The organism is Bradyrhizobium sp. in8p8 (assembly GCF_000426845.1).
GTDB lineage: Bacteria > Pseudomonadota > Alphaproteobacteria > Rhizobiales > Xanthobacteraceae > Bradyrhizobium > Bradyrhizobium japonicum_C.
Genome location: NZ_AUGD01000014.1, coordinates 149,498 through 162,984 on the forward strand (window position 1 = coordinate 149,498; position 13,487 = coordinate 162,984).

Sequence of the window (13,487 nt, forward strand, 5' to 3'; positions counted from 1 at the left end):
ATCCGTCCCTATAGCCATTGGCCGAAGCGGCGGATGTACAGGCGCTTGATCAATTGCGTGAGCAGGCAGTAGCTCAGCAGGATTGCGACCAGGATCGGGAAATAGGCCTCCGGCAAGGGTGCCATTCCGACGTGCGCACCAAGCGGCGAGAACGGCAAATAGATGCCAATCGCCATGATGCTTGCGGTGAGTAGGATCACCGGCATGGCAGCTCGGCTCTGGATGAACGGGATGTGCTGCGTGCGGATCATGTGCACGATCAGCGTCTGCGTCAGCAGGCCGACCACGAACCAGCCCGATTGAAACAGCGACTGCTTCTCGACCGAATCGGCTCCGAACACGTGCCACATGACGATGAAGGTCACGATATCGAAGATCGAGCTGATCGGGCCGATGAACATCATGAAGCGCGCAAGGCCGCTGGCGTCCCATTTCCGAGGTTGCTTCAGATAGTCCTCGTCCACATCGTCCCACGGGATCGAAACCTGCGAGATGTCGTAGAGCAGGTTCTGGATCAGCAGTTGGATGGGCAGCATCGGCAGGAACGGCAAAAAGATGCTTGCAACCAGCACGCTGAATACGTTGCCGAAATTCGAGCTCGCCGTCATCTTGATGTACTTGATGATGTTGGCGAATGTCTTACGTCCCTCGATGACGGCCTCTTCGAGCACGAGGAGGCTCTTTTCGAGCAGGATGATGTCGGCCGATTCCTTGGCGATGTCGACGGCGGTATCGACCGAAATTCCGACGTCTGCGTCCTTGAGGGCCGCGGCGTCGTTGATGCCGTCGCCGAGATAGCCGACGGTGTGGCCCTTGCTCTGAAGCGCGCGGATGACCCGCGACTTCTCCATCGGAGACATCTTGGTGAAGATGGTGGCGCGCTCGGCGATATCGGCAAGCTCGGCGTCGGACATGGCGGCCACCTCCTTGCCCGTCATGGCCTTGTTGACGACAAGCCCGACTTCCTTGCAGATCTTGCGTGTAACCACCTCGTTGTCACCGGTGATGATCTTGGTGTCGACCCCGTGTTCCCGGAGCGCGGCGATTGCTTCGCGCGCTGTGTCCTTGGGCGGATCGAGGAACGCCACGTAGCCCGCGAGGACGAGGTCTTGTTCGTCGGAGACGGTGTAGGCGCGATCTTCGAGCGGCAGCGCCTTGTACGCCACCGCCAGGGCACGCAAGCCGTCCTCGTTCAGATCCATGGTGATGGCGCGTACCTTTTGGCGCATCTCGCCGGTGAACGGCACCACGCCGTCAGGCGCAGCCGCGTTGTCGTCAGCGGAGGTGCACAGCGCGAGCACTTCCTCGACCGCGCCCTTGCACACCAGGAGATTCTTGTTGCCGTTGCGGACGATCACCGACATGCGGCGACGCACGAAATCGAACGGAATTTCGTCGACCTTTTGATAGTGCTGAAGCTTGCCGACCAGCTTGTCTTGCTCGGCGTATTCGAGGACGGCCACGTCGAGCAAATTCTTAAGTCCGGTCTGATGGAAGCTGTTCAGCCAGGCGAGCTCCAGCACCTGGCTGTCCTCTTTGCCGTGGATGTCGAGGTGCCGCTCGAGAATCACCTTGTTCTGCGTCAGCGTGCCGGTCTTGTCCGTGCACAGAATGTCCATCGCGCCGAAGTTCTGGATGGCATTGAGGTTCTTCACGATGCTCTTGCGCCGAGCCATCATGACCGCGCCCTTTGCGAGGTTTGCGGTTACGATCATCGGGAGCATTTCCGGGGTCAGGCCGACCGCGACGGAGACGGCAAACAGCAGCGATTCCAGCCAGGCACCCTTGCCCAGCCCGTTGATGAGGAACACCAGTGGGGTCATCACCAGCAGAAAGCGGATCAGCATCCACGAGACCCGGTTGATGCCAATATCGAAGCTGGTGAGGGGACGCCCGCCTACGATGTCCCGCGCCATCGCGCCGAAGTAGGTCGCATCGCCAGTCGCTGCGACAACGGCCGTTGCCGTGCCGCTCACAACGTTCGTGCCCATGAAGCAGGCGGTTTCCAGCTCCAGAGCGCCACGAGCCTGGCTCGCGCTCTTGGTGCCCACCGGAACGGGGTACTTCTCCAGCGGGATGGATTCCCCGGTCAGCATCGCCTGGCTGACGAACAGGTCTTTCGCGGTCAGCAGCCGCACATCCGCCGGCACCATATCGCCTGCCGACAGACAGACGATGTCGCCGGGGACCAGTTCGGAAATTGGCATCTCCTGGGGGCGCGACATGCCGGCGCGCAGCACCGCGGTCGTCGAACTGACCATGGCCTTGAGTTCTTCGGCCGCCTTGTTCGACCGGAACTCCTGCCAAAACCGCAAGAGCGTGCTGAGCAGCACCATTGAGATCAGGACGATGATCGTTCTGAACGAGCGATCTTCCGGCGCGGCAAAGATCACGTCGGAGAACAGCGATACGATGCTGACCGTGAACAGCACGCCATTGAACGGCGTCAGGAAGGCGTGGAAGAGCTGTTGATACCAGGTCGGCGGCCGCTCATGCGTGACCTCGTTGAGGCCGTACTGCTCCTGCCGGGCTTCGACCTGGTCCTCGGGCAGGCCGCTGCGGGTGGTGTCGAGCCGCGTGAGAGCGTCCTCAGGCGCGCACTCGGCGAGCTCCGTCAGGAGGGTGGATGAGACCTGCTTGTTGCGGCGCGGTTCACGACCGTTCAGGACATGTTTTGCTTCGATATTCATGGCAGATGACTCGTCGTTTCGCGCGATGGTCCGGATGCTGACTCGGAGACGCGGCAAGGCGTCCCCGCCGCGTGCGGCTTGGCATGGCGGCAGGTTTCGGAATCCGGATATGGAAAGAGGCGGGCTAGGCGGCGCGAGGCAAGTTATCGCTGCAACTGACGCCCTCGTCAGTTGCGCCGTGATCGACAACCCAGCAACATTCGGGGCGCTTGCTCAACGGGTTCGTGCGCCAAACCATGATCGGCACGATGCGATTGGCCGCCCGCGGCGCATCGGCGCAGCGGCGATCTTCGGCCCGGTGATGCTGGATGTTGACGTTCGCCCGACCCCTGCGGAGTGCGGGCGCGGCAACATTGCCGCGAAGAAAGACGATGTTGTTGATGCTCATGGCTCACCTCCGGACCGGCCCGACGGTCCAGGAAGGCGAGCAGACAGGACGCTAGGCCCGGCGCGTGCTCGCCCGACGGGTAACGCCGGGAGCAGTCCCAGTGGGTTGGGTTTGTGTCCGATGAAGCCGGCTTGGCGCCACCGGACAGCGACTAGGGTAGCTGTCCATTTCTCGTTTCGGTCGGTTTGAAATGAACTCGGAACTCCGAGTTCATGCGGTCCGAATGCTCCTGCACCACGCAGCTGTCAAGCAGAAATCGCCGACGGGATCGCAAATTGGGATGTGCCATTTGGAGATGAACAATCTTACACAATCGAATTGATCGATGCTCCGTCTCATTTCTTGAAAGCACCAGGATGTGCACTTACCCGAAGAGGTGGGCGAGCCAAAATGCCGCTCCCGCGGCCAATCCGCCCACCAGCAGCGTTTGCAGCGCCGACTTGATCTTGTTGACGCCGGTGAAGTGCCCTTTGACGGCTCCGAAGCACAGCAGGGCTACACCGGTCGCCCCCACCGAAATCTGCAAGGCCGTACCGATGTTTTGCGTGAACATGTAGGGCACGAGTGGAATCAAACCGCCGACTACGTACGAGCCTCCGATCGTGGCGGCGCTGATCGGCGCGCGCTTGGGGTCGGGACGCTCAAGCCCCAACTCGAAGCGCATCATGAAGTCGACCCATCGCTGCCGGTTCGCCGCGACCGCGCCGACGACGGACTTGAGCGCATCTCCTTCGAGGCCGTACTCGCGGAAGATCTGCTCGACCTCGTCGATCTCCCGCTCGCGCAGGTGATCGATTTCGTGGTGCTCCCGCTGTTCTTCGGCGGCGTAGTGCTCCGCATCCGTGCGGGCAGCGAGATACCCGCCAAGGCCCATCGCGATGGCGCCGGCGACGACTTCGGCCAAGCCCGCGGTGACAATCACGTCCGTGCTGGTGACCGCGGCCGAGAGACCGGCCGCCAACGCGAACGGGACCGTCAAGCCGTCGGCCATCCCGATCACGACGTCACGGACGCTTTCGGAGGCGGTGAAGTGCTTTTCGATGTGAGGGGTGGCTGGCACGGAGGCGCTCCTGGTTGCGGTTCTGGTTTGAAGGAAAGCTGCTCAATCAGCAGCCCTCTTGCGGCCGGAGATCATGGACGCGACCAAGTTCTCACGATGCTCGAAGCTCGCGATCAGTACGCCGAGGACATGCGCCACGACCAGGCCGACGGTCAGGTTAGCCAAGAATTCGTGGACGTGTTCGATCAGCTTGGAGCCCCAGTAGGCATCCGTAGTCATCATGTAGCCCGTCGCACACGTGCTGGCCAGCGCCACAAGGAGCGCGACGATCATGGCCCCGCCTGCCGGGTTGTGCCCGATGTAGCGCGGAGCCCTCAGCAGGGCGAGGTCCCGCACATAATCGAGCACTTCGCGCGGCGGACGAACGAAGTTGGAAAAGCGCGCATGTCGCGGGCCGATGAAGCCCCAGATGACGCGGATAGCGAGGAGGCCGGCGATGGCGTAGCCGGCCGCGACGTGCATCCACTCGATCTCGTCGCCGGTGGCGTAGGCCAGAACGAACAAGCTCGCCAGCGACCAGTGGAAGATCCGGACGAACGGATCCCAGACCTTGACCGTGGCCGGCGGCATCGCGCCGCCGGCTCCGATCGTGTTGCTCAGGGTTCTCATTTGCGGATCGTCACATTTGGCCGATGATCTGGCCGTTGGTCGGGTCCACGAACAGCTCCACCCGGTTGCCGTTCTTGTCGAGCGTATAGAGTTCGCCGCAAGCGTTCTTGAGCTTGGCCTTCTGGACCTTGTAGCCCTGGGCCTCGACCTTGGCCTGCAACTGCGCGATCGGCAGCCACTGGGCCTCCGGGGCCGACGTGCACGGCTTGCCGAGGCTGCCGGCCTGGGCGGCGGCCGCTCCGAGCGTGACAGCGGCGACGGTAAGAATGGCGATCGTTCGCATAGGTATCTCCTGACGGTGGCCGGCCGCACAATGCGGCGGCGATGCGAGGCAACCTGCCAGAAGCGGCCTGACAGGTGCCTGTTGAGCCAAGTCAGCGAATTGTCAGGTGATATCTGGCATCCATATCCTCCGGATGACGAGTTTCTTCATGGACTTACGCCCGCACCGAGTTCGCGCGCTTATCCTTGCAACCGCCCTTCTGCTTGCGGCGACCGGGGCGCCGGCGCTCGGCCGCGATCATGATGACGCGCGACGGGCGGTGGAGGCTGGCGAGATACGCCCGCTTTCCGACGTTCTGAACATGGTCAAGGGGAAGCTTCGGGGCGAGGTCGTCGGCGTGAAACTCGAACGAGAGGCCGGCGTCTGGATGTACGAATTCCGGGTCGTCGACGAGGAGGGGCAGCTGCTTGAGATCCACGTTGACGCCCGAAGCGGCGAAATTGGGCGAACGAGGGTGAAGTGATGCGCGTGCTTGTTGTCGAGGACGACCAGCGGATCGCGTCGGATATCTCGCACGCGCTCGAAGCCTCCGGGTACGTGGTCGAGACCGTTGCGAGCGGAGAGGACGCCTGGTTCCTCGGCGATACGGAGGATTACGGTGCCGTCGTTCTCGACCTGGGTCTGCCCGGAATGGACGGCCTCGCCGTCCTGAAGCGTTGGCGCGCCAACAGCCGCCACATGCCTGTTCTCATCCTCACGGCACGGGGAAGCTGGGCCGAGCGCGTAGATGGCATCGACGCTGGCGCCGACGACTACCTGCCGAAGCCGTTCCGGATGGAGGAGCTCCTCGCCCGGTTGCGATCCATCGTTCGGCGCTCGGCAGGGCACGGCTCGTCGGTCATAACGGCGGGTGAGATCACGCTCGACGAGCGGCAGATGAAGGTGACCCGCCGCGGCGTGCCAATCACGCTCTCACCGCTCGAGTACAGGCTAGTTGCCCACCTCCTCCGTAATCGCGGGCGAGTCGTCTCGCAGCAGGAGATTGACGAGAACGTCTACGGTCACGGCGAAGAGCACGATTCCAACACACTTGAGGTGCTGGTCGGGCGTGTGCGCAAGAAGCTTGGCGCGGACTCGATCGAAACGCGGCGGGGGTTCGGTTACATGATGCCTGATGCGCCCGCATGAAACGACACTCGCTCAGACTGCGACTCGTCGCCGGCGGCATCGTCGCGATCCTGATCGCGCTTGCGATTGCCGGTGGGGGGCTCGTCGTCCTCTTCGAACGCCATGTGTCACGCACCCTGGCGCAAGATCTCGACGTTCATCTGAAGCAGCTTCTCGCCAATATCGACGTCGACCCTCAGGGCAAGCTGGTGCTGTCCCAGACCCCGGTCGATCCGCGGTTCGCGGATCCTCTTTCCGGGCTCTACTGGCAAGTCGGCGATGATCACGGGCAGTTGCTTCGCTCGCGGTCGCTGTGGGATTCGGCCATGGAGCTTCCGGCCGATCGGCCGAGTCCTGGCGAAACGCACCAGCACGAAGCTTCCGGTCCCGGTGGGCAGCGCGTGCTGGTCGCCGAGCGCGCCGTCACTCTTTCCGCGGGCGGGAAGCCGGTTACCGTCCGCCTTGCCGTCGCCGAGGACCTGGCGAGGGTGTCGGAGGCAAGCTCGGCGTTCGCCAAGGATCTCTCGATCGCGCTCGTCCTTCTCGGTTGTGTGCTGGCCATTGCGACCTGGGTCCAGGTCGGCATCGGCTTGCATCCGCTGGTCGCGCTGCGCCGCGGAGTGGCCGATATCAGAGCAGGGCGAATTCGCCACCTGCCATCCTCGGTCCCGACCGAAGTCCAACCTCTCGTCGAGGAAGTTAACGCACTCATTGATGCGCAGGAACACGAAATCGAACGTTCCCGCGGTCGCGCCGCGGACCTGGCGCACGGGCTGAAGACGCCGCTTGCCGCTCTTGCGGCCGATGCTTCGCGCCTACGGGAGCGGGGCGAGCGCGACATTGCTCGGGACATCGACGCCGTCGGCGAAGCCATGGGCCGTCATGTCGACCGCGAACTCGCGCGGGCGAGGATTCGCGGTAGCGCCAGGAGTAACGCCGCAACATCCGTCTCTGTGAAGCCGCTCATAGGGTCGATCATCGCGACCATCTCGCGCACTCCCGACGGCGCGCGAGTGACGTTCGAGAACCTTGTCGGCGACGATCTGTCCCTCCCGCTCGACAGGACCGACCTCGCGGAAGTGCTAGGCAATCTGATCGAGAACGCCGCCCGCCATGCCACGGAACGTGTGCGCATCACCGCCGACGACGACGGGCTGTCCCTTGTCGTCGAAGATGATGGCGAAGGGATCGAGCCAAGTCAGCTCGAGCGGGTGATCGAGCGCGGTGCCCGCCTTGACGAGCGCGGGGGAACCGCGGGCCTGGGTCTTGCAATCGTCCAGGACGTCCTGGACGCGTATGAGTGGGGGCTGCACCTCTCGAAGTCGGAGCTCGGCGGGCTGAAGGCGAGAATCGCTCAACAATCGAACGCCTCGGCACCTTCCCCGCAGCAAGCCTGACGCTATAAGTGCCGGCGCCAGTATTTTGATCAAGTCCGAGAAAGCCACTCAGAAAGTTCTCGCTTCGATCCAATCACTCGTTTGGGCTGAACGGGATTTATTGTGCCGGCGGAAATGTGCAGGGCGCATTCGAGAATCATCCGGGCAAACGCCTTGGCCTCCGCTTCCGTGAGAAAGGTTTTGGTCTCGCGCCGGTAAATGCGGTTTGTTCCGCGGTTCGCTGGTTCGAACGAGATGTACCACTTCGGCTTCATAGCCAGCCTTATCGCCGATTGGACCTTACAATTTGCTGACATGCCTCAACAGCTTCCGGTCAGCGAAGGTGTCTTATTGTTCAAACAGCGATTGGCGAGGCAGTTGATGAATATCAACCCCCTGACATGCAGGTCGGAGGATAGTTGGTCCAACGGCCAGATCTCCGGTCTCGATCGCTGCAATGGGATCTTGACAATGCATCGGAGTTTAACAGCGCGCTTGTGGAGCAGCGGCACCCGCACCCTGATGGTAGCGGCGTTTCTGGCTGTGCCTTCTATATCGATGGCCGAGGATGGAGTGAAACTCAGCCCTGAGCAGGCAACAAGCTTGGGAGTTCGTGTCGTTCATCCTGTTGCAAGTCCGACCGACAAGACACTCCCTTATCCGGCCCAGATCGTAGTCCCCACGCCACAATTGTGGGTCGTTAGCGCTCCGGTGGCTGGCATGGTCACCAACCTTTCAGTGGCGCGAGGGGACCGCGTCGCCGCTGGGCAGCCGCTCGTCACCATGGAGAGCCAGGGCTTCGTGTCGCAGCAGCGCGACTATCTGCATGCCGTTGCGCAGGAAGTCCTGGCTACTCAGCAACTCAACCGCAACACTCAGCTCTTTCAGGGCAATGCGGTAGCGCAGCGCGTCCTTGAGGCAAGCCAGGCCGAGGCAAGGCAGGCGAGCATTGCGGTCGCGGAGCGCCGTCAGATGCTTCGTCTCAGTGGCCTTTCAGATGAGACAATCTCAAGACTGACCAGCGAGGCAACGATCAGCGCGACCCTTACGGTCGCCGCTCCGCGACCAGCGACGGTGATTGATATTGCCGTTTCTCCTGGCCAACGCGTGGAGCAATCGGCGCCATTGATCAAGATCGCACAGCTTTCTCCACTATGGGTCGAGATCGCGGTTCCGGCCTCGAACATCAAGGCCATTAGACAAGGCGCCAAGGTGGAGGTCGACGGCTACGAGACCCCAGGCCAGGTGGTTCTGGTGTCAGAAACGACCGATCCGGCTACGCAAACCGTGCTGGTCCGGGCAGAGGTACCTAACTCGGGCGATTTGCGGCCGGGACAAACTGCTGCGGCTCGCATCTCCTTTGCCTCCAAAAGGGACAACGCTTGGGAACTTCCTTACAGCGCGCTATTCCGCCGCGGTGAGCAAGCTTCTGTGTTCGTGGCAACGCAGGACGGCTTCCGCCTGGTGCCGGTTACGCTTCTTGAGGAGGACCAGGATCATGTCGTGGTCTCCGGCGCCATCACGAACAACGACGATGTTGCAGTTAGCGGCATCTCCGCGCTCCGCGGAATCCTGTTGAAGCTGGGAGCGGGCTAGTCATGCTCGAACGTCTCGTCGCATTTGCGCTTTCCCAGCGGTTATTCGTCGCTCTTGGCGTGCTTCTATTGATCGGCGCCGGACTGGTTATGTTGCCCAGTCTGCCGATTGACGCCTTTCCGGATGTCTCGCCCGTCCAGGTCAAAGTCATTATGAAGGCGCCGGGTCTCACGCCGGAAGAGGTAGAACAGCGGGTCACGGTGCCTATCGAGCTCGAACTGCTTGGGCTGCCAAACAAGAAGATCCTGCGCTCGACCACCAAATACGCGCTCGCCGATGTCACAGTCGATTTTGAAGATGGCACCGACATCTACTGGGCCCGCAACCAGGTGTCCGAACGCTTGGCCAACATCAGTCGCGACCTGCCTGAAGGAGTCACTGGAGGACTAGCCCCGATCACCAGTCCGCTCGGCGAAATGTTCATGTTCACCATCGAAAGTGCCGAGCTCTCGCTGGCCGAGCGGCGAAGTCTGCTCGATTGGGTGATCCGTCCGGCGCTGCGGACAGTGCCGGGAGTGGCCGATGTCAATGCGCTCGGCGGTTATGTCCGGGCGTTTGAGATCGTCCCGCTCAACGATGCGCTTGCGGCACGCGGCATTTCCTCTGAGATGTTTCGGCGCGCGATCGAGACCAACAGCCGCAACGACGGAGCCGGTCGGGTCAATCAGGGCGAAGACAGCGCTCTTGTGCGCATCGAAGGCAGCATTCGGACCATCGACGACATCAGGCAAATCGTCGTCGATACCAAGGATGGCGTTCCGATCCGGGTCAAGGACATTGCTCGCGTTCAGCTGGGCGCGTTGACACGGTACGGCGCAGTCACCGCCGACGGTCACGGCGAAACGGTCGAGGGACTTGTCCTAGGTCTGCGAGGCGCCAATGCGCGCCAACTCGTGGCCGACGTGCAGGCACGGCTTGACGAGATCAAACAATCACTACCTCAAAGCGTCAGTATCCAAGTCTTTTATGACCGCGGCCGGCTGGTCGACCGTGCGGTTGGCACCGTCATCCGCGCGCTTGGCGAAGCAACCGTCCTGGTCGTCGTCCTCCTCCTGCTATTTCTCGGCAACTGGCGTGCCTCCCTGGTGATCGCACTAAGCCTGCCGCTCGCGATCGTTATTGCGCTGATCGTCATGCGCATCGTCGGCATGTCGGCAAACCTGATGAGTCTGGGCGGCCTTGCCATCGCCATCGGCATGCTGATCGACGCGCTGGTGGTAGTGGTCGAGAACGTCGTGGGAAATCTCAGCAAGGAACCGCAGGGCAAGGCCGCGCCGCTCGTCCATATCATCTATCGCTCGGTGTCCGAGGTGCTCCAGCCGGTCGCCTCGGGCGTACTGATTATCATGATCGTCTTTGTGCCGCTGCTGACGCTAGAGGGACTCGAAGGGAAGTTGTTCATCCCTGTGGCGCTCGCGATCATCTTTGCGCTCGCTGGCTCGCTGCTCTTGGCCCTCACGGTCATCCCCGTGGCAACTTCCTTTCTCCTCAAGAGCACGTCGCACCATGAACCCTGGTTGATCCGAATCGCGTCGCGGCTTTATGCGCCTGCACTTGCTTGGGCTCTGAACAATGAGCGCAAGGTAATCATCGCGGCAGTCGCGGCGCTTGTCGCTGCCGGCTACGCCTATACCCAGCTCGGCAAGACGTTTATGCCGACGATGGATGAAGGCGACACGATCGTCAGCGTCGAGGCACTGCCATCGATCAATCTGGACGAAATGATTGCGATCAACGCCCGACTTCAGTCCGCGATCCTCGCGAAGATCCCTGACGTCAAGAATATAGTGGCCCGGACAGGATCCGACGAGCTCGGGCTCGACCCAATGGGACCCAACCAGACCGACACGTTCCTGGTTCTGAAGCCCGCAGCAGAGCGAAAGACGGTCGACAAATCTGCCCTGATTGAAGAGCTGCGGCAGGTGCTCGGCGATTTTCCGGGACTATCGCTCAGCTTTACACAGCCGATCGACATGCGCGTGCAGGAGATGATCAGCGGCGTGCGCGGCGATGTCGCAGTGAAGATCTTTGGAACTGATATCGCTAAGCTCAATGAGATTGCGAGCAAGCTATCCACCATCTTGTCGGGCATCGACGGCGCCGAAGACGTCTACACTACTGTGAACGAAGGTGCGCAATACTACACCGTAGCCGTGAACCGAATGGAGGCGGGACGCCTCGGACTGACGGTGGACGCCATCTCCAATTCGCTGCGCACCCAGATCGAAGGGCGTACGATCGGAACTGTGCTGGAAGAAGGGCGCCGCACCCCCATCCTCGTGCGTGGCAGCGAATCCACACGTGAAGCGCCTACGCTGCTCGCAAGCTTGCCCCTAACTCTCGCCTCGGGTCAGCATGTGGCCCTGTCGCAAGTGGCCCGCATTCATCGGGTGGACGGTCCCGTCCTGGTCAATCGCGAGAACGGGAACCGAATGAGCGTCGTGCGGGCCAACGTTCGCGGTCGCGACATGGTCGGCTTTGTTGAGGCTGCCCGGCAGAAGGTCGCTGCGGAGTTGCCCTTGCCAGAGGGTTATAGACTCACTTGGGGCGGGCAGTTCGAGAACCAACAACGCGCCGCCGCGCGCCTGTCGATTGTGGTGCCAGTGGCGATCGGGCTGATATTTGTACTGCTGTTCACAACCTTCGGTTCGATCCGACAGGCGCTACTGGTTTTGGTCAATATTCCGTTTGCCGTGATTGGCGGTGTCTTTGCCCTGGTGCTTACCGGCGAATATCTTTCGGTTCCGGCCTCGGTCGGGTTCATTGCGCTGCTCGGAATTGCGGTGCTCAACGGTGTCGTGCTGGTCTCCTATTTCAACCAGCTACGCGCTCATGGTGTGCCGGAGGGCCGCATTGTCATTGAGGGCTCCCAGCGCAGGCTCAGGCCCGTCCTGATGACGGCGAGCATCACGGCCTTGGGCCTGATCCCTCTGTTATTTGCGACCGGCCCGGGATCAGAGATCCAGCGGCCTCTCGCGATCGTGGTGATCGGCGGCCTGTTGTCGTCGACGGCTTTGACGCTGATCCTTCTGCCAATCCTCTATCGACGGTTTGGTGGCATTGTGAAGGGTGCCAAATGAGTGCCAAGTTCGTCTGCCTTACACTAATCGCCGGCCGAGCGCTCCGCAGCGAGTTGTTCGACTATCTCAGCGAGCAGCGCGATCTCGTTTCCGGGTTCACGGCTTCTGACGCCGCGGGCCACGGTCCCGACGTCCGATTGCAGACGCCGGAGGAGCGGGTGAAGGGACATGCTGACGAGTTGATAGTGCGGACGATCCTCGAGGTACGAGCCGCGGCTGAGTTGCTCGAACGACTGAAGGCGGCGTTCGCTGGATCCAGAATCATCTATTGGATCGTGCCGGTTTCGGAATTTGGTGTGATCGACGTCCCCTATCGGTGAAGTTTGCCGATCCCTCGACCTTTCGTGCCAGATCGAGGCGAACGTTATTTCGGGCGAACCGGGGCCGTACTGCTGGAGCCGAGGACCTCAGCTCGGCGAAAATCCGCTTCCGCACCGACCCCGTCGCCCATTTTTGACTTGATCGTTCCGCGCTCGCGGATGAGAACCTGATTTTTCGGATCTGCTTTGATGACAACGTCGAGGTCGGCGATAGCACGGTCGAACAGGCCTTTGCGGCTATAAGCCGCGGCTCGAGCAGCAAAGGCTGCGAAGTAGTCCGATTTCAATCGAATCGCGTGATCAAAATCCGTGATCGCGCGGTCTAACTCGCCCTTGGCCATCAACGCCACGCCCCGATTGTTGATGGCAACATAGTGGTCGGGCATCAGGCGAATGGCCTGATCGTAGTCCTCTATGGCGCGGTCCAGATCTCCATTAGCCCTGAACGCAAGCCCACGATTGTTGTAAGCCGCGACCAATTGGGCGAGAACCCGCTCCCCTGCGGAGATCACCGCCGTGCATCCCCGGATCGGGCGATCAGACGATAGCTCAGCGGAACGTGCGCAGGTATCCCAGTCTTCGTCGGTCAGGGCTGAAGCTGGCGAGGTGCAAAACGCGACCAGTAACGCAGTCATCGCTGCGCCTGTCAGACCTGCTTTGAGTGTTGCGCCGGCCGCAACTCTTACCAGCGATTCCTTCATTGCCTGCACTCTTGCCAATTCGCGATCTCAGACGTTGGTCGCTCAGTCTCGCCGTTTTTTGGTGCGCGCCAATATGGCGGTTGGTAGCTGACATCTGACTGACATTGATCAACAGGATCTTGTCAGACATCCTCTCAAGCGCACGCCGACGGCGGAGCAAATGGAAAGATGGCCGCTGTCGTCGGCAGAAACGCGCCTCCGAAGCCTGGATTGGCTTCGGGCAGGCAGGGTAAGCCCGCCTCAGTTGCCACCCTTCCCTTGATCTAGCGCAACGGGC

At 61.6% G+C, this 13,487-nt stretch carries 13 protein-coding genes; 6 read left to right on the forward strand and 7 right to left on the reverse strand.

Annotated elements, in window-relative coordinates; genetic code table 11:
- Window positions 1-8 precede the first annotated feature (8 nt).
- From mgtA to K408_RS0129820, 5 genes are all read right to left on the reverse strand, one after another.
- The gene (gene mgtA, locus K408_RS0129800) at window positions 9-2,690 is read right to left on the reverse strand and encodes a magnesium-translocating P-type ATPase (protein ID WP_024341968.1); all 2,682 of its coding nucleotides are present in this window, start codon (window positions 2,688-2,690) and stop codon (window positions 9-11) included.
- 124 nt (window positions 2,691-2,814) lie between these two features.
- Complete coding sequence (locus K408_RS0129805) at window positions 2,815-3,078, reverse strand: hypothetical protein (RefSeq protein ID WP_024341967.1); 264 nt, start codon at window positions 3,076-3,078, stop codon at window positions 2,815-2,817.
- Between the two features lie 364 nt (window positions 3,079-3,442).
- Window positions 3,443-4,138, reverse strand: coding sequence for a VIT1/CCC1 transporter family protein (locus K408_RS0129810; RefSeq protein WP_024341966.1), 696 nt, complete (start codon window positions 4,136-4,138; stop codon window positions 3,443-3,445).
- Window positions 4,139-4,180: 42 nt separating this feature from the next.
- Entirely contained in the window at window positions 4,181-4,747 is a 567-nt protein-coding gene (locus tag K408_RS0129815) for a cytochrome b/b6 domain-containing protein (protein WP_024341965.1), read from the reverse strand.
- A 10-nt stretch (window positions 4,748-4,757) separates the two neighbouring features.
- A complete protein-coding gene (locus tag K408_RS0129820; RefSeq protein ID WP_024341964.1) occupies window positions 4,758-5,030 on the reverse strand; it encodes a PepSY domain-containing protein in 273 nt (90 codons plus the stop codon).
- A 106-nt stretch (window positions 5,031-5,136) separates the two neighbouring features.
- On the opposite strand from K408_RS0129820, the gene K408_RS0129825 reads away from it, so the two are divergent.
- Both K408_RS0129825 and K408_RS0129830 read left to right on the forward strand, forming a co-directional pair.
- Entirely contained in the window at window positions 5,137-5,493 is a 357-nt protein-coding gene (locus K408_RS0129825) for a PepSY domain-containing protein (RefSeq protein ID WP_245265925.1), read from the forward strand.
- On the forward strand, window positions 5,493-6,158 hold the full coding sequence (locus K408_RS0129830; protein WP_024341962.1) for a response regulator transcription factor: 666 nt from the start codon (window positions 5,493-5,495) through the stop codon (window positions 6,156-6,158). Before K408_RS0129825 ends, K408_RS0129830 begins: the two co-directional genes overlap by 1 nt.
- On the opposite strand, the gene K408_RS43970 is transcribed toward K408_RS0129830, so the two are convergent.
- Entirely contained in the window at window positions 6,131-6,262 is a 132-nt protein-coding gene (locus K408_RS43970; protein ID WP_283806491.1) for a hypothetical protein, read from the reverse strand. The genes K408_RS0129830 and K408_RS43970 overlap by 28 nt on opposite strands.
- On the opposite strand from K408_RS43970, the gene K408_RS0129835 reads away from it, so the two are divergent.
- From K408_RS0129835 to K408_RS0129850, 4 genes are all read left to right on the forward strand, one after another.
- A complete protein-coding gene (locus K408_RS0129835) occupies window positions 6,263-7,534 on the forward strand; it encodes a sensor histidine kinase (RefSeq protein ID WP_245269081.1) in 1,272 nt (423 codons plus the stop codon). It begins immediately after the preceding gene.
- Between the two features lie 501 nt (window positions 7,535-8,035).
- Window positions 8,036-9,109, forward strand: a complete 1,074-nt coding sequence (locus K408_RS0129840; RefSeq protein ID WP_245265932.1) for an efflux RND transporter periplasmic adaptor subunit — start codon at window positions 8,036-8,038, stop codon at window positions 9,107-9,109.
- A gap of 2 nt (window positions 9,110-9,111) precedes the next feature.
- Window positions 9,112-12,189, forward strand: coding sequence for an efflux RND transporter permease subunit (locus tag K408_RS0129845; RefSeq protein WP_024341959.1), 3,078 nt, complete (start codon window positions 9,112-9,114; stop codon window positions 12,187-12,189).
- Window positions 12,186-12,509, forward strand: coding sequence for a DUF3240 family protein (locus tag K408_RS0129850; RefSeq protein ID WP_024341958.1), 324 nt, complete (start codon window positions 12,186-12,188; stop codon window positions 12,507-12,509). Before K408_RS0129845 ends, K408_RS0129850 begins: the two co-directional genes overlap by 4 nt.
- A 44-nt stretch (window positions 12,510-12,553) precedes the next feature.
- On the opposite strand, the gene K408_RS0129855 is transcribed toward K408_RS0129850, so the two are convergent.
- The gene (locus K408_RS0129855) at window positions 12,554-13,210 is read right to left on the reverse strand and encodes a tetratricopeptide repeat protein (RefSeq protein ID WP_024341957.1); all 657 of its coding nucleotides are present in this window, start codon (window positions 13,208-13,210) and stop codon (window positions 12,554-12,556) included.
- Window positions 13,211-13,487: the final 277 nt, after the last annotated feature.

What these genes read in the sequence shown, in the direction of transcription:
- K408_RS0129805 (WP_024341967.1), bottom strand. Translation starts at nt 3,078, where the DNA reads ATGAGCATCAACAACATCGTCTTTCTTCGCGGCAATGTTGCCGCGCCC.
- K408_RS43970 (WP_283806491.1), bottom strand. Translation starts at nt 6,262, where the DNA reads ATGGCGTTCGAAGAGGACGACGAGCCCCCCACCGGCAATCGCAAGCGC.
- K408_RS0129850 (WP_024341958.1), top strand. Translation starts at nt 12,186, where the DNA reads ATGAGTGCCAAGTTCGTCTGCCTTACACTAATCGCCGGCCGAGCGCTC.
- mgtA (WP_024341968.1), bottom strand. Translation starts at nt 2,690, where the DNA reads ATGAATATCGAAGCAAAACATGTCCTGAACGGTCGTGAACCGCGCCGC.
- K408_RS0129815 (WP_024341965.1), bottom strand. Translation starts at nt 4,747, where the DNA reads ATGAGAACCCTGAGCAACACGATCGGAGCCGGCGGCGCGATGCCGCCG.
- K408_RS0129840 (WP_245265932.1), top strand. Translation starts at nt 8,036, where the DNA reads ATGGTAGCGGCGTTTCTGGCTGTGCCTTCTATATCGATGGCCGAGGAT.
- K408_RS0129855 (WP_024341957.1), bottom strand. Translation starts at nt 13,210, where the DNA reads ATGAAGGAATCGCTGGTAAGAGTTGCGGCCGGCGCAACACTCAAAGCA.
- K408_RS0129845 (WP_024341959.1), top strand. Translation starts at nt 9,112, where the DNA reads ATGCTCGAACGTCTCGTCGCATTTGCGCTTTCCCAGCGGTTATTCGTC.
- K408_RS0129820 (WP_024341964.1), bottom strand. Translation starts at nt 5,030, where the DNA reads ATGCGAACGATCGCCATTCTTACCGTCGCCGCTGTCACGCTCGGAGCG.
- K408_RS0129830 (WP_024341962.1), top strand. Translation starts at nt 5,493, where the DNA reads ATGCGCGTGCTTGTTGTCGAGGACGACCAGCGGATCGCGTCGGATATC.